Consider the following 18,031-nt stretch of genomic DNA (forward strand, 5'->3'; position numbering starts at 1 on the left):
ATTAACGAACGTCAGCCGCAGGCCGCCAGCGCGCGGCCGGGTGGCGCGCGGGCAGACGATCCTGCTGCTGAAAAATTTTTTGCCGGAGCGATCCCGGCTGATAGGCGGTTTTGAAGCGGCCGCGCTGCTGAAGTTCCGGCACCACCAGCTCAATAAAATCGCGGTAGCTTTGCGGATTCAGGATGCGCGTCAGATTGAAGCCGTCGATGTCGCCTTCATCAATCCAGCGGATCAACTGGTCGGCGACCTGAGACGGGTTGCCGACAATCACCGGATAGCGGCTACCGAGCGCATGCTGCTCCAGCAGCTGGCGACGCGTCCAGCCGTTATAGGCTTTGCTCACCGATTCAATGGCGCGCGTGTCGCCGCTGTGAATCGGTTCATCGAGGCCAAACGCAGCGAGATCGACGCCAATTGAGCTGGAGAAGTGCGCAATGCCGGCTTCAGCACTGGCGTATTCCAGATAGCTGCGGTGCTTCTCCTGCGCTTCGCGTTCGCTGGCGGCGACGATCACGCTGACGCCCATAAAGATGCGTAAGTCGTCCGCCTGACGACCCGCCGCCACCGCCGCGTGGCGCAGACGCTGCGCCTGCTCGCGCAGCGCCGCCGGCGAGCTGGCATTCACGAAACTGCACTCGGCGTGCCGCGCAGCAAACGCCACGCCGCGCGCGGATGATCCTGCCTGAAACAGCAACGGCGTGCGCTGCGGCGAAGGGCTGCTCAGGTGATAGCCCTGCACCTGATAAAATTCACCCTGATGATTGATCGCGTGAATCTTCTGCGCGTCGGCATACAGCCGGCGCTGTTTGTCGGCCAGCAACGCATCGTCCTGCCAGCTGCCTTCCCACAGCTGATAAGTGACATCAAGAAACTCATCGGCCTGGTCGTAGCGCCGATCGTGCGCCAGCAGTTGCTGCTGACCCATGGCGCGCGCCGCGCTGTCGAGATAGCCGGTCACGATATTCCAGCCGATGCGACCGTTGGTCAGATGGTCGAGCGTCGACAGGCGGCGGGCAAAAGGATAAGGGGCTTCGTAGCTGAGATTGGCGGTCACGCCAAAGCCCAGATGCTGCGTCACACTGGCCATGCCGGAAATCAGCATCAGCGGATCGTTCACCGGCAGCTGAATGGACTCGCGCGCCGTCAGGCCGATACCCTGCTGATACACATCGTAAACGCCGAGAATATCGGCAATGAACAGTCCGTCGAACAGGCCGCGCTCCAGCAGACGCGCTAAATCCAGCCAGTACGCCAGCGAATTGAACTCCACTGAGCGGTCCTGCGGATGGGTCCACATGCCATGGTGAATATGCCCCACGCAGTTCATGTTAAATGCATTGAGCAGAATCTGTTTGCGGCTCATAGCGTTCCCCGTCGCGGTGGCAGCACGCCGTTAAGCAGATAGTTGCCGATGACCGGATATTTCCAGCGTACCGGGTCATGCAGCGTGTGGGTACGCGCGTTGCGCCAGTGGCGATCGAGGTTGTGCTCGCGCAGGCTGGCGCGCGATCCGCCCAGCTCAAACAGCAGATTGCCGGCTTCCAGCGCCACCTCAGTGGTCCAGGCACGGGCTTTCGCCACTTCAACCGATGCCAGCGCGACGTGTTCAGCGCTCGGGTTGCGTTGGGCGATATCGACCGCCTCCCCGGCGACATCCAGCAACGCATCACCGGCGCTGAGTCGTGCGGCGAGCCGCCCGGTGCGATCCAGCGTCAGCGGATCGTCACAGGCTCGCTCGACGCCGCTGTCCGGCCACGGCCGCGCACGTTGCTGCACAAAAGCCAGCATGTCGTTGAAGGCCGCGCGGGCAATGCCCTGGTCGATAGCCGCATGCATAATCTGGGCAAACGGTCCGACGGTGGTCGGCCGCTCAAACGCACTGTGAAACGGCACCACATCGTCCGGCGCGATCGCCACATCACGAAACTGCACGCTGCCGCTGCCGGTGGTGCGCTGGCCGAAACCGCTCCAGTCATCAATCACCGTCACGCCCGGCTGATGGCGCGGCACAAACACCAGCTGTTCTTTGCCGTCATCGGCGATGGCCAGCGTCGGGATGCGGTCGGCAAACAGCGCCCCGGTGCAGTAAAATTTGTCGCCGTTGAGGCGCAGCCCGCTGGCGGTCTGGCTGAAGGCGGTGGTGCGCTGATGCGCCGCCGCAGAGCCGAACTCCGCCAGCGCGTTGCCATAGTGAACGCCCGCCAGCACTTCGTTGTACAGCCGCTGCTGCTGGGCATCGCTGCCGTTAACGCGCAGCACTTCCAGCGCGTAGAAGTGGTTTTGTGGCACCTGACCGATCGAGGCATCGGCAGCGCTGAGAATGACAAAAATCTGCGCCAGTTCTGCGCTGGAAATCTCAATGCCGCCCCACGCACGCGGCACGGTAATGGCGCCTAAGCCGGACTGGAAATAGTGCTGAAGTTCAGCATGTGGCAGCTCGCGCTGCCGGTCGCGCTGCGCTGCGCCGCTGCGAAAGCGTTCAGCCAGCTCTTCTGCCACCTGCAGGGCCTGCTGCGCGCTGCGGATACGTGCTGCCGGCTGTTTAGCGAAAACCTGCGTCATCATCGCTCCTTAAATCCACGCATGACGCGCGGGCAGAACATCATTGAGGTAATAGTTGCCGATGGCGTGCGTTTTCCAGCGCACCGGATCGTGCAGCGTATGGGTGCGCGCGTTGCGCCAGTGGCGATCCAACCCATGCTTCAGCAATGTGCCGCGGCTGCCGCTCCACTCCAGCAGCTTTTCGCTGGCTTTCAGTGCAATTTCGGTGGTCAGCACTTTGGCTTCTGCAACCGCGATGGAGGCGCGCGCGCAGTGCGCAGCGGTAAGCGCGTGCGGGTCAATGCTGTCCAGTACGCGCGCCGCCCGCACCAGCAGCGCGTTGGCGGCGCTCAGTTCGGTGCTGATACGCCCGACATCGGCGAGAATGTAAGGATCGTCTGCGTTGCGGCTCACGCCCGCGTCCACCCACGGACGCGAGCTGCTGTGAATAAACGCCAGCGCCTCATCCAGTGCGCCCTGGGCGATCCCGGCGTCAATCGCGGCCTGGATCAGCTGCGATACGGCACCGCGCAGCGTTGGCTTATCGGGGGACGGTAGCGCGATGGTCAAACCGGCATCGACCGCCACCTGCTGGAGCTTCACCGTGCCGCTGGCGGTGGTGCGCTGACCGATACCCGACCAGTCATCGATAATCTCCACCCCTGCCGTCGGCAGCGGAATGAACGCCATCACCGGCTGGCCCTCCTGCTGCGCGGTGGTCACCAGGATGTCGGCAAACAGTGCACCGGTTGAATAGAACTTTTCACCGCTGAGCCGTAACCCCTCCGGGCCTGACACCAGCTGCGCCTGCACATCACGCGTGTGCTTGCTGTTCTTTTCCGGACCGCCGTTGCCAAGCCGCTGGCCCTGTACCACCGCGCTGAGCAGGCGCTGCTGCTGTTGCGCGCTGCCTTCCCCCAGGATGAACTGGATCAGCCCGAAGTGGTTTTGCGGAATCTGGCCAAGCGACGGATCGCTGGCGGAGATCAGGCGGAACACCTCCGCCACGGTAGCAAAAGACAAACCGCCGCCGCCAAACTGGCGCGGCACGCTGATACTGCCCAGCCCCAGCTGGGTGAACTGATCGAGCAGTTCACGCGGATAGATACGCTGTTGGTCGCGTTCGGCTGCCCCGGCTTTCGCCTGTTCCGCCAGGTGGCGGGCGGCGTCGATTGCCGCCGCGTCAGACGTAATCACCGCCGCGCGCTGAAGTTGTTGAGCCCTGATTTGCGTCATCGCTGGATTCACTTTTTATTTTGCTGTGATTCACAGGCTCATTCTGCCAGGGCAGAGAGCCGTAACTTAATAACAGATTGAGCGCGATGATAATCAGCGGGAATAACAGCGGTAAAGAGCGCGGTTATGCTATATCCGGCAAACGGCATGCAGAAAGAGAATAAAGAATTTATCAGAGATAAGAAGGCGTTAGCGGGCGCGGAGATGCAGGGTTATTACGCTGAGTGACACGGGAGAATTATCTTAAGTATTAATTCCGCTATCGATAGTGATAAATGACATTATTGTTTTATTGCGCCATGGGCTGGCGCAATAAAGTGGGTATTACGCCTGCGCCAGATACATCGCCGGAGAATAGTGGCGCGTCGATCCACTCTTCTCACTGTGCGGTGTGCTGGTGCTGTCGATCAGCTTCGCCAGCTGATAAGTCTTCACCGTTTCCTGCTGCGTCAACTGCCGGGCGAAACGGGCGGTGAGGTTACCCTGCGCATCCTGCGTCACCTCAGTGGTGCTGCGCGTTTCATCGTGAATCTGGTGGTAGTGATAGTTTTGTGACTCTTTGGTTTCATTGAGCGCCAGCGGCGAACTGGCGCTTAGCGCGGTGTGAAAACTGGCGTTCAGCTTAAACAGGGTTTCCTGCGTCATGCGCTGCGTATCGCCGTTCTTCTGCTGGCTGCTGCGCTGCGCCACATCCAGAGCGAAAGTATCTTCTTCTTCCGGCTTCAGCGGATTGCTGGAGCGCGCCGTCTGGTGATAGCTGGCCGAGAAATCCGCCAGGCCGCTGATGGCACCGGCCTGCGCCGCATGCGCGCCTACGGTGATCGCCTGCGGGGTGCGCATCGCCACGCCGGCCGCCGCGCTGGTGCTGTTTAAGCTCTCGAAACCCTGCTTAAACAGTGCCAGCGCCGCGCGATCGCCGTGACCGCGCGAAGCGGCCTGATCAAATTTCGCGCTCCACTGCGCCAGGGCGCTCTGCTGCTGACCGGCGTTGCTGGCCTGCGCCAGGCTGCGCATGTCCGTCGTCAGTTTGAAACTGGCGTCGGCATTATGGAAACCCAGCCAGCGTGAACCCGGGTCGGCATGCAGATTCAGCGACTGCATTACTTCGCCGCTGCGACGCAGGTCGGTTTTCAGATCAACGCTGGCCAGCTGGTTACTGTCAAAACTGAGCAGGTCACCGACATCCAGTTTACCGTTGCCGTTATCCAGCCCGCTCAGGGTTTTATCCAGCGCGCCGGAAAGTTTGGCAATTGCCGCAGCTTCGTCATCGCTCAGCTTACCGTGAGTGGTTTTCAGTGCCACCGCTACGCCATCCTGCTGCCGCGTCATCTGCAGAGTCAGGCTCACGCCGGACTGAGTGGTAATCTCCAGCGCCACCGCGCTCTGCGTGTCAGTTTGCGCGCCGCCGCTGGCCGGTACGCTGATGGTGACATCGTCACGCTGCTGCGTCAGTGCGCTCAGCAGCGCGCTGCCAATGCCGTTCATGCTGACGCCCGAGCTGCGCAGCGCACCCATCGCCTGCGTCTGCATATCAGGCGAAAGAGGCGTGCTGGCGGTGACGCGCGCCAGCGTCATCTGGTACACCGCAGAGATGGCGTCGGTGGCTTCGCTAAAGGTGACTTTCGCTGAGGCGTCTGCCGTCAGACTATTTTGCCGGGTCGCATTGCTTGCCGTACTGCTGGTCACGCGTGCGCTGGCGCTGCTGAGATGGAGCTGTGAGAAACTACCCGGTCCGATACCGTTAATCATCCTGACTATCCTTGCTGGTATTATACCGCTACGTTATCGGCGATCCTGACGAAATCTTTACACTTCCGCACGGCGCGTGACGGTGCAAAATGGTTGTTGAAATTAATAATCATTATCACTAATCTGTCTGGCGCTTTCGCTGTGACACGGAAGTAATTGACTCGCCAGCTAGTAAGGAAGCGCCATGATTTATCGCTTTATCATTCCGCTGTTCACCCTGCTGAGCCTGCTGCTCAGCCCCGCTGTCGGTTTCGCCCGGCCTGATATGACGCCGCTCGGACCCAACATTGCCGACAAAGGCTCTGCCTGGTATCGCTTCACTGTTAACACGTTTGATTCCGCTGACGGCCAGCGCCACTACAAGGTGTGGACGGCGGTGCCACGTAAACCCGCACCGGCCGCAGGTTACGCGGCGCTGTATATGCTGGATGGCAACGCGGTGATGGACCATCTCAGCGAAGCGCTATTGCAGAAGCTGGCGGCAGGCAACCCGCCGGTGCTGGTGGCGGTAGGCTATCAGACCCCGCTGCCGTTCGATCTCGCTGCGCGCACGCTGGATTACACCCCGCCGCAGCAGGTGCAGGATCGTCGCGGCAGGCCAGCCGGCGGCAGTGCCGCATTCCGCCAGCTGCTGGAACAGACTATCGCGCCGCGTGCCGAACAGCATCTGCCGATCAATCCTCAGCAGCGTGCGCTGTGGGGCCACTCTTATGGCGGGCTGTTTGTGCTGGACAGCTATTTAACCTCCGGATTTTTCCAGCGCTATTTTGCCGCCAGTCCTTCCCTGCGCGGCGACGCAACGCTTTTGCAGCAAATGGCGGCGGTGACGCCCGCATCGTTTAAGCAGAAGCAGCTGGTGCTGATGGAAGGCAACGGCGAATCACGTCCCGGCGTCAGCGATGTGCTGAGCCGGATTCGCACCACCCTCGACGGCATGCAGGAGAACGGCCTGGCGGCTCGCTTCCAGCTGTTTCCCGGGCTCAGTCACGGCCAGATGTTTCCGGCCTCGCTGGAAAGCGCGCTGTCGGCCATGGCGGAAGACGGTGCGCCGTCACGCGCACCGGATGAGTGAAAGGGCAGTTAGTTAAAGAATTTGATGTCGGTTGGCGTTGCCAGCTTCGCCGCCACACCGCGCGCGCTCAGCTTGCCGCTGTGCGCATCAAAATCAAACAGCGTAATGGTGTTGGTAAACACGTTAGTGACATAGAGGTGTTTACCGCTGTTATCAAACGCCAGCGCGCGCGGCTCAATACCGTCGGCGGCATAGCGCTGTGGATCTGTCAGGCTGCCATCGGCGGCAATCTTAAACACCAGCAGATGATTGTCAGATCCGCGGTTAGCGGCAATCAGGAATTCACCCTGCGGGCTGAGAATGATGCCGCCACCGCTTTTATAGGCGGCGCTGCTGTTTTGCGTATTCAGCGCCACCTGTGCCTGCCGTTCCAGCCGGTCGTCAGTGACGCGGAACACCACGATTTCGCCGCCCATTTCAGTGATCACGTAAGCGTGTTTACCGTCGGCGGAGAACACCATGTGACGCGGACCCGCACCTGGCGCAAAGCTTACATCACGGCTGATATCCGCCTGCAGCGGCTCTCGCTGATCCGCGTGGTAGCGATAGGCGTGCAGTTTGTCGTCACCGAGATCGGCCGCATACAGATAGCGGCCATCATGGGTAAAGGTGGTGGAGTGCGCATGGCCGCCATCCTGCCGATCTTTTACCACCCCGCTGCCTTCGCTGAACGCGAAATGCTGCACCTGTTCGCCCAGCTTGCCGTCCGACGCAATCGGGAACACCGTTACCCCTGCTCCGCCTTTCGCCACCGAATAGTTGGCGACAAACAGGAATTTGCCGTCCGGGCTGAGAGTGGCGTGCGTTGGCTGCTCGCCGTGGCTGTCGACCTGATTCAGCACCCGCACTGCGCCCTGTTTATCGATAGCCAGCGCGGTAACGGCACCGGCATTTTCCTCATTGGTGGTATAAGCAAACCGCCCGTCGCGTGATTTAACGATCCACGACGGGCTTTTCATCCTGATCACCTCCAGCGGCTTGAGCGTCCCGTCGCTGTTGACCTGCATGCGATACAAACCTTCACTGGGTCGATCCGGCTTTTGTACCGCAGGGGCATCCGGAATACTGGTCCAGGTGCCGACTAATGCTGTTTGATGATGTTCCGTATTCTGCGCCATAGCACTCCCCGCCAGCGTCAATAGAGCCAGTGATATTGCCACGGTTAAGTTAGTTGCTAAACCGCCAGTTGCCGGTTTTGGGTATCCACTCATTGTCTTTCCACCATAATCGGAATTTTCACGGGCCTGCGCCCAAACCAGGTTGATTTTTTTGTATTGAAACGGACGTTGTTAACGTCTCGTTTACGACTATAGTGGCATTCCCTGCGCGCAAAGCTGCGCAGGCCGATCGGCTTCACAAATCGGTTTATTTAATTGTGCCTTTGCTAATAGGTCATAGCGTTTGGTTATGGATGGCAGGAAGCAGTGTAAAAAGCCCCGGCACACATGCTTTAATCTTTCCTTTACCGAACTCAGGGATGGTCACGACGTTATGCTGCCGTTTTCTAATGGTTTTTTATTGAGTTTATCGCTGTGTCTGGATATCGGACTCGCCAACATCGCCATGCTGACGCTGGCGATGCAGCGCGGTTATCTGCACGGTTTCTGGCTAGGCATGGGCACCTGCGTGGGCGATTTAATTTACGCCTTGCTGGCGATGGCTGGCATGGCGGTGGTACTGCAGTTTACGCCGGTGCGCTGGTTGCTATGGATTGGCGGCGGCATCTTGCTGCTGTGGTTTGCCGCTAAAATGCTTTACGCCGCGCTGGCCAAAAAAATCGACATTCCCACGGCTGAAACCCAGCCTTATCGTTCACTGCTGCGCGAATTTAGGCGCGGCATCGTGCTGGCGATGTCGTCACCGACGGCGATTCTGTGGTTCGCCAGCGTGGGCGGCGCGCTGATAGCCCGCATCGGCCACAGCGATTCCGGTGCAACATCATGGTTTCTCAGCGGTTTTTTCCTCGCCGGGGTGGTGTGGACCTGTGTGATCTGCCTGATCGGCAGCATGGGCGGAAAGCTATTAGGCGAGCGCCTGCTGAAATATTCGTATCTCGCCTCAGCGCTGATTTTCTGTTATTTCGCGGTGTATGTGATTTGGTCGGGATACCGCGAGTTCGTGGCGGTTTAAGTCACCACGTAATCGTTAAAAATCAGCGATTATCCAGTTACGACAGCGCAAGCGTTGTAAGGTCGCCATGGATGGCGACCCGGAAAACGTCGCGCGGCAGCGAAATGCACCACTTAAACGCCGGCAATCCGCCTCAGCTCCGCCTGCGCGCCCGGCGCCACCGCCAGCACCTGCGCGCCTTTCAATAGCCGGTCGCCCTCAGTATTAAACGGGTGATACCAGCCGCCGGCCTCTTTCACCAGACAGTAACCGGCCAGGCAATCCCACGCGTGCATGTAGGGTTCGAAATAGCCCACCACGCGTCCGGCTGCCACCCACGCCAGCATCAGCGCACCAGATCCGATACGGATAAAGTTGCCCCCCGCTGCCAGCAGCGACGCCAGCAGGCGGCCCACCTCTTCCGGGCTGACATAGCTATTAGCGCCAAAGCCGGTAACGTGATTTTGCAGCGTACGTGACGGATCCACCTGCAAACGGCGGCCATTCAGCGTTGCGCCCTGGCCGAGCGCGGCGACGTAGCACTCCTGATAGGTCGGCGCAAAGATCACGCCAATCACCGGTACGCCGTCATGCAGCACCGCAACGGAAACACACCAGTTTGGCATACCGTTGAGGAACGGGCTGGTGCCGTCAATCGGATCGACCACCCAGGTATAGCCTGACGTGCCCGGCTGCAGGCCGTACTCCTCGCCAAGAAAACCGTCGTCAGGAAAGCTGGCGCGAATCTGCTGGTCGATCATCTGTTCCACCTCGCGGTCAGCGCGTGATACCACATCCTGCAGGTCGTGCTTGGTTTCGACCACCAGCGTGTCACGCTGATTGAAGTAGGCCAGCGCCTTCTCCCCGCCCGCCCGCGCGACGCGTTCGGCCAGCAGCAGACGCGATTGCAGCGCGTCATTTTTCGTATCACTCATGCGTTATCCTTAAATTAACCGGCAATCAGGGCCAGACCCTGAGGTTTAAAATCAATCGCCACCCGTGCGGCCAGCGGCAGCTGCTGCTCCATCTGCGCATCGACGATAAACAGCGAGCCCAGTTCCGTGTTGACCTCGTATTCGATGTGATCGCCCAGCCAGGTGGCATGCGTCACCTCGCCGCGCAGTGCGCCTTCAGCACCGCTGTGCAGGGTAATGAACTGCGGTCTGACCGACAGCTGCGCGGATCCGGTCGCAAAGCCGTTACCGCGCACGCGATAGCGCTGCCTGCCGAGTCGCACCAGCGCTTCGCTGCCTTCTACCTGTTCGACTTCGCACGGCAGAATATTGGCTTCGCCCATAAAGTCAGCGATGAACACCGAATTGGGCGCGTGATACAGGCTTTCCGGCGCGCCCTGCTGAGCAATATCGCCCTCTTTCATGACAATAATTTTATCCGACACCGCCAGCGCCTCTTCCTGGTCGTGCGTGACATACACCGCCGTGAAGCCCAGCCGCTGCTGCAAATCACGAATATCCGTGCGCACCCGGCGGCGCAGGCGCTCGTCGAGATTGGAGAGCGGCTCATCCAGCAGCAGTACCTGCGGCTCCAGCACCAGCGCGCGCGCCACCGCAATGCGCTGCTGCTGCCCACCGGAAAGTTCGGACGGCAGCCGCTGCCCCTGACTCTCCAGCCCGACCAGTTTCAGCCCTTCGCGCGCACGATCCTGCGCTTCCTTTTTGCTCATGCCGGACGATTGCAGGCCGTACATGATGTTGTCGAGCGCACTCATGTGCGGAAACAGCGCGTAGGATTGAAACACCATCGCCACGTCGCGCTCGTTGGCTGGCAGATGCGTTACGTCTTTGCCACCAATTAAAATACGCCCCGAAGTCGGATGCTCCAGACCGGCCAGCAGGCGCAGCGTGGTGGTTTTGCCGCAGCCGGAAGGCCCCAGTAGCGTCACCAGCGTACCCGGCTCCACCGTCAGCGATAAATCCGGCAGCGCGGTAAAACCGGCAAAGCGTTTTTCGACGTGTTCAAACACCACGGAACCAGCAGTAATCGCGGTCATACGGCACTCTCCTGAGTTAACGAAGGGGAAGCAGGTGGCGCGGCGACGTCCACCGGGCGCGCCACGCGGCGCAGGCGACGTTCGCCCACCAGCCACTGGAACACGCCAATGATCAGCAGCATCACCACAATCAGTACTGTCGAATAAGCAATGGCGACGCCGTATTCGCCATTCTCTACCAGCCCGACGATGTAGGACGTCGCCATGTTGTACTGGGCGCTGACAAGGAAGATCACCGCGCTGATCGAGGTAATGGCGCGGACAAAGGCGTACACCAGCGCCGCGCTGATCGCCGGTTTCAGCAGCGGCAGCACCACTTTGCGCAGCGTGCGGAAACTGCTGGCACCCAGCGTCAGTGACGCTTCATCAAGGCTTTTATCCAGCTGGCTCATCGCCGCGATACCGCCGCGCACGCCGACTGGCATATTGCGGAACACAAAGCAGGCAATCAGGATCATCGCCGTGCCGGTAATCTCCAGCGGCGGCAGGTTATAGGCCATCACATAACTGACGCCGATCACCGTGCCGGGAATGGCAAAGCTCAGCATCAGCAGGAACTCAAACGTCTGGCGACCGGCAAATTTCTGCCGCACAATGAGCCAGGCGGTCAGTAGACCCACCACGGCGGTGAGCGGTGCGGCAATCAGGGCTATTTCCAGCGTGGTCCAGAACGAGTTCCACGCCACGCCGCTCCACAGCAGATGACCGTCACTGACGCTGACGCGGAAAGCGCGCACGTAGTGTTCGATGGTCAGCGCATCGTTCAGGCCCCACGACTGCACAAAGCCGCCGACCACAATCATGCCGTAGATCACCAGGGTAAACAGACCCCACGGAATCACCATGCCGTACACGCCGTAGCGCAGCAGACGCGGCAGCTGACCATGTTTGCCGCCGTCGCCCTTGCCGGTCACCGTGGCGAAGTTTTTGCCACCCAGCCACAGCCGCTGCAGCACAAAGGCGGCCAGCGTGAAGCACAGCAAAATCATCGCCAGCACCGCGGCGCGACTCGGATCGTTTTGCGCGCCTACCACCGAGAAGAAAATTTCGGTAGAGAGCACGCCGTGACTGCCGCCCAGCACCATCGGATTACCAAAATCGGCCATGCTTTCGATGAAGCTGATTAAAAAGGCATTGGCCAGACCCGGCGCCATCAGTGGCAGCGAAACGCGGCTGAAGGTGCGCCAGCGGTTAGCGCGCAGCGTTTGCGACGCCTCTTCCAGCGACGGACTGACGCCCTCCACCACGCCAATCAGCACCAGAAAGGCAATCGGCGTGAACGACAGCACCTGAGCAATCCAGATACCGGTCAGGCCATACAGCCAGCGGCCGGGCTCGATGCCAAACAGCGCCGCCAGATGCTCCGTCACCACGCCCGAGCGACCGAACAGCAAAATCAGCGCCAGACCAATCACGAACGGTGGCGTGATGATTGGCAGAATGGTCAGCATGCGCAGCGCTTTCTTGCAGGGCAGCGGCGTGCGCGTTGCCGCCAGGGCAAAGGCCAGACCCAGCAGCGTCGAACCGCTGGCGGTCATCAGCGCCAGCCACAGTGTACGCCACGCGGTGCCGCAGGTGCCGCCTTTCAAACAAGCAAGGCTCCAGATCGACGGGTCCTGCAGATTGCTGATCAAACCATCCGGTTTGAAACTGCCGTCAACGTCCTGCACCGACACCACAAACATACTGAGCACCGGATAGAGTACGAAGATGCTGACCAGCGCAGTCAGCAGCACCAGCGACGCCACCACAAAGGCATCGCCTTTCAGCACGCCGCGTTCGGCCAGCGCAAACGAGAACAGCAGCAAAAATACGGTCAGCAGCAAGAGCGCGCCAGCGCCCATCGCTGGCTGTCCCTGCGGCAGCGCGCCGAAGCGGTTTTCCAGCCACAGCCAGCTCCAGCCGCTGTAGCCAATCGCGTGCCCTTCCACAATCAGGAAGATCACACCCAGCGCGCTGAACAGCAGCAGCAACCGGCTGCGTGCGCTGCCGGGCAGTAAACCGCAGGCGGCGCACAGCGCCAGCAGCGCCACGGCGATCGCCAGCCACGGATGGCTGCCGATCTGCCACAGTGCCGGCGCGCTGGCTTCATCACGCCACAGGTTAAGCAGCCAGCCGCTATCGAAAAAGCCTGCTTCCAGGCTGTACCACGGCAGCAGCAACAGCGCGACGGCGCCCAGCAGCAGCGCGCCTGTCAGACGGCGATTATTTGCGTTCATGTGTTACCTCAATGCGGGATCATCGCGCCATCCTTAGCGCTGTCGGAACCGGCAAGCCGCCGTCAGCGGCAGCGTCCGGCGATGCGGCATTACTGCGCGCTGGCGCCGATCTCTTTATCCCAGCGGCTCAGCAGCGCTTTACGTTTGGCGGAATCGCCGTAGGTTTTGAAGTCATAATCGATCAGTTTGATGTTCTCGAAGCGCGGCGCGTATTCGGAGATCTCTGCGTTGCGGTTTGACGGCAGCTGGAAGGATTTGGCCTCTTTCATGTGCGACTGCGCTTCGGCGCTAAGCGCCCAGTCGTACCACACTTTGGCATTGGCCAGATTGCGTGCCCCTTTTACGATCGACATTGAGCCAATCTCATAGCCAGTGCCTTCACAGGGCGCGACGGTTTTGATCGGGAAGCCGTCGACTTCCATCGCCACCGCGTCGTGCATAAACACGATGCCAACGGTGGTTTCGCCGCGCGCCGCCGCCTTCACCGGTGCCGAGCCGGATTTGGTGTACTGGGAAATGTTGGCGTTGAGCTTTTTCAGGTAATCGAACGCTTTGTCCTCGCCCATGATCTGCACCAGCGTCGCCAGGGTGTTATAGGCGGTGCCGGACGAGTTCGGATTGGCAATCTGAATTTCGCCTTTGAAAGCCGGATCGAGCAAATCAGCCCAGCAGGCTGGCGCTTTGAGCTTTTTATCCGCCAGCAGTTTGGTGTTGTAGCCCCAGCCGAGCGCACCGGCATAAATTCCCACCGTACGGTAACCTGAGTTTTCCGCCTGCTTCTGCGCCCAGTCCTGCTGCTGGTCGAGCAGCGGCGATTTATACGGCTGCGTCAGCCCCTCTTCCGCCGCCTGCATATGCGGATCGCCGGTACCGGCCCACCAGATGTCGGTGCGCGGGTTACGCGCTTCGCTGCGCAGGCGGGCATAGGCTTCACCCGCTGACAGGCGCACCATGCTGACTTTAATATCCGGATGTGCCTGGCTGAAAATGCGCGTCATGTGTTCGCACACCACCACGTCCGCCGAGCAGACCATATTGAGATTGCCAGCGGCCGTCGCGGCAAACGGCAGCGCGGTGCAACTGAGGGACAGCGCGATGGCCAGTGAGGTGTAGCGCATGATGTTCTCCTTGGTTGGCAGGGTTCCGTGCTTAACAGAGGTTTTTATTTGCACGTGTGTGCAAATTTGTAATGAACAGAAAATAGCCTGTCAAATAGCGCAATCTGCAATTGACAGGCTGTGTCACAAAAATGCAACAAATGTGATCGCAGACAAATTGCACAGCTTTGCAATTTACGGCAGACTGCTTTTCAGCCGTAATTGTGAGGAGTTGAAGATGCAGAATGACAAAGCCGGGGTGAGCGCACAGGATGTGGCGGATCGGGCGGGCGTGTCGCGCTCGGCGGTGTCGCGCGCCTTTACGCCCGGTGCCAGCGTTTCTGCAGCCACGCGTGCCCGGGTGATGAAAGCGGCGCAGGAGCTGGGCTATCACGTTAACCACCTGGCGCGCGGGCTGGTGCGCAACCGCAGCGGCATCGTCTGCCTGATCGTCTCTGAAATCGCCACGCCTTACCGCGCCACGCTGGTGCGCTGGCTGACGCAGTTTTTACAGGAAGCGGGCAAAGTGGCGATGCTGATTAATACCGATCGTTCCGACAACAGCGTTTCCGCCGCGCTGCTGCAGGCGATCAATTTTCGCGCCGACGCCTCCATCATCCTCTCCGGCATGCCGGATCGCACCATCACCCGCCAGTGTTATCAGCACGGTCAGCGCATCATCCTGATCAACCGCGACGAAGCGCTGCCGGGCTCGCTCAGTATCAACCTCGACGCGCAGGCGGCGGCCGAAACGGCGGTGATGGCGTTTCAGCGCGCCGGCTGCCGTCAGCTGGCGTTCGCCAATTCGCTGGCCGGTACGCCGAGCCTGATCAAACGCGAAGCGGCGTTTATCGCCGTGGCGGAGCGCGCCGGACTGACGGTCAGCGTGGAGCGGTTCGGTACCACCTCGTATGAGAGCGGTCAGATTCTGGCGCATCGCCTGCTGACGCGCCATCAGCGCCCGGACGCGGTGTTCTGCGTCACCGATCTGATGGCCTGCGGTTTCATGGATGAAGCGCGCCACCGTTTCCAGCTGCGCGTGCCGGAGGATTTGTGCCTGATCGGCTACGACAACATCGCGCAGGCTGGCTGGTCCTCTTACAATCTCACCACCTTCGCCCAGCCGGTGGAGCGCTTTGCCCGCGACGCCATCGCCTGGCTGACGCAGACCGAGCAGGCGGAGAGTGGTTTTACGCCGCAGAGTGAGCAGCAGCACGACACGCTACTGTATCAGGCTGATGTGATATGGCGCGGATCGGTGCGCGGCGGCTGATCTAAGCGCGGCATACCTGCCGTACCGTGTCACGCAACCAGCGGTGTGCGGCATCCTGCTCCAGCCGCGGGTGCCATAGCTGTGACACCGTCACCTCTGGCGTGGCAAACGGTAATTCAAACATCGCAAACGCCGGATTATCTTTGATTAGCGGATGGTGCAGGCACAGCGTATGCGGCACCAGCGCCAGCCAGTCGCTGTGCAGCGTGAGCGCGACGGCAGTGGAAAAAGCGGGTACCACGGCCGCCACCTGGCGGGTAAAACCGGCGGCGAGCAGCGCCTCATGCACCGGCCCGCCCAGCTCACCGCGCCTTGACGCCACGATGTGACCATATGCGGCCAGCTGCGCCAACGTCACGTCCGCGAGTAACGGATGCCCGGCGCGCACCACGCCGACGAAGCGATCGCGAAACAGCGCCTGCAGCCGAATCTCCGGTCCCATATTGCCCAGTACGCCAATCTCCAGATCAACGTCGCCGCTGCGCAGCGGTCGATCATTTTTCTCTGCTTTCGGCATGAAGCGCAGCTGCACGCCGGGCGCCTGTGCGCGGACTGCGGCGATCAGCGCGCTGCCAAACGCTTCGACAAAACCTTCGTTGGTACGCAGCGTGAAGTGGCGCTGCAGCTCGGCGGCAGCAAAGCGTTGCGCGGGTGGACTCAGCAGCGCCTGCGTGTCCTGCAAAGTGGCATGCACCTGGCCGCGCAGCGCTTCGGCGTGTGGCGTCAGCACCATCACACGCCCGGCGCGCACCAGCAGCGCATCGCCGGTGGCGACACGCAGTCGCCCCAGCGTGCGGCTCATCGCTGACTCGCTCAGCCCCAGACGACGCGCAGCGCCCACTACGCTGCCTTCACTGAGCAGCGCGTCCAGCGCAGGGAGTAAATTCAAATCGACGCTATTCATCGCATTATCCTTATTGATTGAGCGCCATCTGGCAAGGCGTTTGCTGCAGGTTATCTATGCAGATGCTGCGCGTTCCGCCTGTTGTCATGCAAGGGTAGACTTTTCACTCACCCCAAAACCAGGAGAGGGTCATGAACAAGGCTTCCCGTGCTTTATTGATTGGTGCTTCACGCGGCCTCGGCTTCGCGCTGGCGGAGAATATGCTGCAGCGTGGCTATCAGGTGGTGGCGACCGGCCGCCAGCACTCCCTTCACGCGCTGCAACAGCTGGCGCAGCGCTACCCGCAGCAGCTGACGGTGGAGAGCGTGGACATCACCGTGCCAGCAGAGGTCAACGCTCTGCATCTGCGGCTAAGCGGCCAGCAGTTTGATCTGCTGCTGGTCAACGCGGGCGTGAAAAATGACGATCGCGAAACCCTTGCCGATGTGTCGACGGAAGAGTTTATTCGCGTAATGGTAACCAACGCGCTGAGCCCGCTGCGCGTGCTGGAAACCTTCAGAAACAACGTCGGCGCGCGCGGCACGCTGGCGGTGATGTCCTCCGGCCAGGGCAGTCTCACCAACAACACCCATGGCAACTACGAGGTGTATCGCGGCAGTAAAGCGGCGCTGAATATGTTTATGCGCAGCTTCGCCGCGCGTCACGACGATGCACGCACGCTACTGCTGCTGGCCCCCGGCTGGGTGCGCACCGACATGGGTGGCGCCGGGGCGCGACTGAGCATTGAGGAGAGCATCCCGAATCTGCTCAACACGGTGGAAAGCCAGACCGGACGCGGCGGCCTGCACTATCTCGATTACCTCGGCCGCGTAGTGCCGTGGTAAGCATTTCACGCCAGCTTGCGTTCGATCAGCTGGCGCAGCGTGGCGCGCAGCCAGCGGTGCGCCGGGTCTTCGGCCCGGGCGTTATGCCACAGCAGCGAAAGCGCATAATCCGGCATGCCGATCGGCACCGCCGCCGTACTCAGCGCATAGCGCTCTTGCCATGCCTGCACCAGTCCCTGTGGAACGGTCGCGAACAGCGGCAGACGCTGCAACATTAGCGGTAACACCGAGAAGTGCGGCGTGACATAGCGCACGCGGCGCGTCAGTCCCTCGCGGGCTAACGCGGCGTCCAGCGCACTTTCACTCACGCCACGATAGGAGACCAGCGCATGCTGATACTGCACGAACTGCGCCAGCGTCAGCGGTGGTGCAAGGTCAATTTGTCCGCGATGCCATACCGTGCGGAATCCGGCGCGCGCAATGTGCTCCCGCGTGAGATCGCGGCTGGTTTCCTCTCCGACGGTCACCACCACGTCAGCCTGCTGCTGCTCCATCAGCGGAATCGCCTGCCACGGATCGGCAGCCACCACCCGGATATCAATATTCGGGGCCGAGGCGGCCAGCTGCAGCAGTAAATCGGGCATCAGCCAGTGCTCAAGCCAGTCGCTCATGCCGAGCGTAAAACTGCGGCTATCGTGCGCGGCATCAAAGCGATCGGCAGTGAAAATAACGCGATGGACGCTCTGCAGCAGCGGTGCGATCTGGCGCACCAGCTGCTCTGCGCGCGGCGTGGGCGTCATGCCTTGCGAGGAACGCACGAACAGCGCATCGTCAAACATTGCCCGCAGTCTTTTTAATGCCGCGCTGACCGCCGGCTGCCCCAGATAAAGCCGGTTTGCCGCCTGAGTTACGCTGCGCACGTCATAAATGACCAGCAGCACAATCAATAAGTTAAGGTCGATTTTGCTGAAATCATTTTCATTGATGCTTTTCATGATTTTAATCGATTTAAATAATGAAACAGCCCTCAGTATAGTGACCTGCAGTAACAGGCAC

15 protein-coding genes are annotated in these 18,031 nt (G+C 60.7%); 4 read left to right on the forward strand and 11 right to left on the reverse strand.

The genetic code is table 11. The features are described 5' to 3' along the window. Position 1: 1 nt before the first annotated feature. From AC6I8P_RS22035 to AC6I8P_RS22050, 4 genes are all read right to left on the reverse strand, one after another. Entirely contained in the window at positions 2 to 1,363 is a 1,362-nt protein-coding gene (locus AC6I8P_RS22035) for an LLM class flavin-dependent oxidoreductase (protein ID WP_021508959.1), read from the reverse strand. Continuing rightward, positions 1,360 to 2,562, reverse strand: coding sequence for an SfnB family sulfur acquisition oxidoreductase (locus tag AC6I8P_RS22040; RefSeq protein ID WP_282954574.1), 1,203 nt, complete (start codon positions 2,560 to 2,562; stop codon positions 1,360 to 1,362). The genes AC6I8P_RS22035 and AC6I8P_RS22040 overlap by 4 nt, the downstream gene beginning before the upstream one ends. A gap of 9 nt (positions 2,563 to 2,571) precedes the next feature. After that, complete coding sequence (locus AC6I8P_RS22045; RefSeq protein ID WP_498031230.1) at positions 2,572 to 3,777, reverse strand: SfnB family sulfur acquisition oxidoreductase; 1,206 nt, start codon at positions 3,775 to 3,777, stop codon at positions 2,572 to 2,574. A 324-nt stretch (positions 3,778 to 4,101) separates the two neighbouring features. Beyond that, positions 4,102 to 5,526: a hypothetical protein gene (locus AC6I8P_RS22050; protein ID WP_477529884.1), complete on the reverse strand. Its 1,425-nt coding sequence runs from the start codon at positions 5,524 to 5,526 to the stop codon at positions 4,102 to 4,104. A gap of 184 nt (positions 5,527 to 5,710) precedes the next feature. Between AC6I8P_RS22050 and AC6I8P_RS22055 the strand changes: the two genes are divergently transcribed. Further along, entirely contained in the window at positions 5,711 to 6,598 is an 888-nt protein-coding gene (locus AC6I8P_RS22055) for an alpha/beta hydrolase (protein ID WP_498031231.1), read from the forward strand. Positions 6,599 to 6,606: 8 nt separating this feature from the next. On the opposite strand, the gene AC6I8P_RS22060 is transcribed toward AC6I8P_RS22055, so the two are convergent. After that, a complete protein-coding gene (locus AC6I8P_RS22060) occupies positions 6,607 to 7,809 on the reverse strand; it encodes a lactonase family protein (RefSeq protein ID WP_498031232.1) in 1,203 nt (400 codons plus the stop codon). A 280-nt stretch (positions 7,810 to 8,089) separates the two neighbouring features. Between AC6I8P_RS22060 and AC6I8P_RS22065 the strand changes: the two genes are divergently transcribed. Then, the gene (locus tag AC6I8P_RS22065) at positions 8,090 to 8,728 is read left to right on the forward strand and encodes a LysE family translocator (protein WP_125310852.1); all 639 of its coding nucleotides are present in this window, start codon (positions 8,090 to 8,092) and stop codon (positions 8,726 to 8,728) included. 113 nt (positions 8,729 to 8,841) lie between these two features. Here AC6I8P_RS22065 and AC6I8P_RS22070 read toward each other — a convergent pair whose 3' ends face one another. From AC6I8P_RS22070 to AC6I8P_RS22085, 4 genes are all read right to left on the reverse strand, one after another. After that, positions 8,842 to 9,642, reverse strand: coding sequence for an inositol monophosphatase family protein (locus AC6I8P_RS22070; RefSeq protein WP_021508951.1), 801 nt, complete (start codon positions 9,640 to 9,642; stop codon positions 8,842 to 8,844). A 14-nt stretch (positions 9,643 to 9,656) separates the two neighbouring features. Then, positions 9,657 to 10,718 (reverse strand): ABC transporter ATP-binding protein, encoded by a 1,062-nt coding sequence (locus AC6I8P_RS22075; protein ID WP_498031233.1) that lies wholly within the window; start codon positions 10,716 to 10,718, stop codon positions 9,657 to 9,659. Further along, positions 10,715 to 12,937, reverse strand: a complete 2,223-nt coding sequence (locus AC6I8P_RS22080; protein WP_021508949.1) for an ABC transporter permease — start codon at positions 12,935 to 12,937, stop codon at positions 10,715 to 10,717. Before AC6I8P_RS22080 ends, AC6I8P_RS22075 begins: the two co-directional genes overlap by 4 nt. Before the next feature lie 89 nt (positions 12,938 to 13,026). Further along, a complete protein-coding gene (locus tag AC6I8P_RS22085) occupies positions 13,027 to 14,055 on the reverse strand; it encodes an ABC transporter substrate-binding protein (protein ID WP_021508948.1) in 1,029 nt (342 codons plus the stop codon). A gap of 217 nt (positions 14,056 to 14,272) precedes the next feature. On the opposite strand from AC6I8P_RS22085, the gene AC6I8P_RS22090 reads away from it, so the two are divergent. Then, complete coding sequence (locus AC6I8P_RS22090; RefSeq protein WP_141495873.1) at positions 14,273 to 15,307, forward strand: LacI family DNA-binding transcriptional regulator; 1,035 nt, start codon at positions 14,273 to 14,275, stop codon at positions 15,305 to 15,307. 1 nt (position 15,308) lies between these two features. On the opposite strand, the gene AC6I8P_RS22095 is transcribed toward AC6I8P_RS22090, so the two are convergent. Then, positions 15,309 to 16,211 carry a LysR family transcriptional regulator gene (locus tag AC6I8P_RS22095; RefSeq protein WP_141495872.1) on the reverse strand — a complete coding sequence of 301 codons (903 nt, stop codon included), beginning with the start codon at positions 16,209 to 16,211 and terminating at the stop codon, positions 15,309 to 15,311. A gap of 131 nt (positions 16,212 to 16,342) precedes the next feature. Here AC6I8P_RS22095 and AC6I8P_RS22100 point away from each other — a divergent pair, with 131 nt between their 5' ends. Next, complete coding sequence (locus tag AC6I8P_RS22100) at positions 16,343 to 17,035, forward strand: SDR family NAD(P)-dependent oxidoreductase (protein ID WP_498031234.1); 693 nt, start codon at positions 16,343 to 16,345, stop codon at positions 17,033 to 17,035. 5 nt (positions 17,036 to 17,040) lie between these two features. Here AC6I8P_RS22100 and AC6I8P_RS22105 read toward each other — a convergent pair whose 3' ends face one another. After that, complete coding sequence (locus AC6I8P_RS22105; RefSeq protein ID WP_498031235.1) at positions 17,041 to 17,970, reverse strand: LysR family transcriptional regulator; 930 nt, start codon at positions 17,968 to 17,970, stop codon at positions 17,041 to 17,043. Between the last annotated feature and the right edge of the window lie 61 nt (positions 17,971 to 18,031).

The sequence above is a fragment of the gamma proteobacterium symbiont of Lampromicra miyakona genome (assembly GCF_059730895.1).

Coding starts and splice junctions, on each gene's coding strand:
- AC6I8P_RS22035 (WP_021508959.1), bottom strand. CDS start 1,363: ATGAGCCGCAAACAGATTCTGCTCAATGCATTTAACATGAACTGCGTG.
- AC6I8P_RS22040 (WP_282954574.1), bottom strand. CDS start 2,562: ATGACGCAGGTTTTCGCTAAACAGCCGGCAGCACGTATCCGCAGCGCG.
- AC6I8P_RS22045 (WP_498031230.1), bottom strand. CDS start 3,777: ATGACGCAAATCAGGGCTCAACAACTTCAGCGCGCGGCGGTGATTACG.
- AC6I8P_RS22050 (WP_477529884.1), bottom strand. CDS start 5,526: ATGATTAACGGTATCGGACCGGGTAGTTTCTCACAGCTCCATCTCAGC.
- AC6I8P_RS22055 (WP_498031231.1), top strand. CDS start 5,711: ATGATTTATCGCTTTATCATTCCGCTGTTCACCCTGCTGAGCCTGCTG.
- AC6I8P_RS22060 (WP_498031232.1), bottom strand. CDS start 7,809: ATGAGTGGATACCCAAAACCGGCAACTGGCGGTTTAGCAACTAACTTA.
- AC6I8P_RS22065 (WP_125310852.1), top strand. CDS start 8,090: ATGCTGCCGTTTTCTAATGGTTTTTTATTGAGTTTATCGCTGTGTCTG.
- AC6I8P_RS22070 (WP_021508951.1), bottom strand. CDS start 9,642: ATGAGTGATACGAAAAATGACGCGCTGCAATCGCGTCTGCTGCTGGCC.
- AC6I8P_RS22075 (WP_498031233.1), bottom strand. CDS start 10,718: ATGACCGCGATTACTGCTGGTTCCGTGGTGTTTGAACACGTCGAAAAA.
- AC6I8P_RS22080 (WP_021508949.1), bottom strand. CDS start 12,937: ATGAACGCAAATAATCGCCGTCTGACAGGCGCGCTGCTGCTGGGCGCC.
- AC6I8P_RS22085 (WP_021508948.1), bottom strand. CDS start 14,055: ATGCGCTACACCTCACTGGCCATCGCGCTGTCCCTCAGTTGCACCGCG.
- AC6I8P_RS22090 (WP_141495873.1), top strand. CDS start 14,273: ATGCAGAATGACAAAGCCGGGGTGAGCGCACAGGATGTGGCGGATCGG.
- AC6I8P_RS22095 (WP_141495872.1), bottom strand. CDS start 16,211: ATGAATAGCGTCGATTTGAATTTACTCCCTGCGCTGGACGCGCTGCTC.
- AC6I8P_RS22100 (WP_498031234.1), top strand. CDS start 16,343: ATGAACAAGGCTTCCCGTGCTTTATTGATTGGTGCTTCACGCGGCCTC.
- AC6I8P_RS22105 (WP_498031235.1), bottom strand. CDS start 17,970: ATGAAAAGCATCAATGAAAATGATTTCAGCAAAATCGACCTTAACTTA.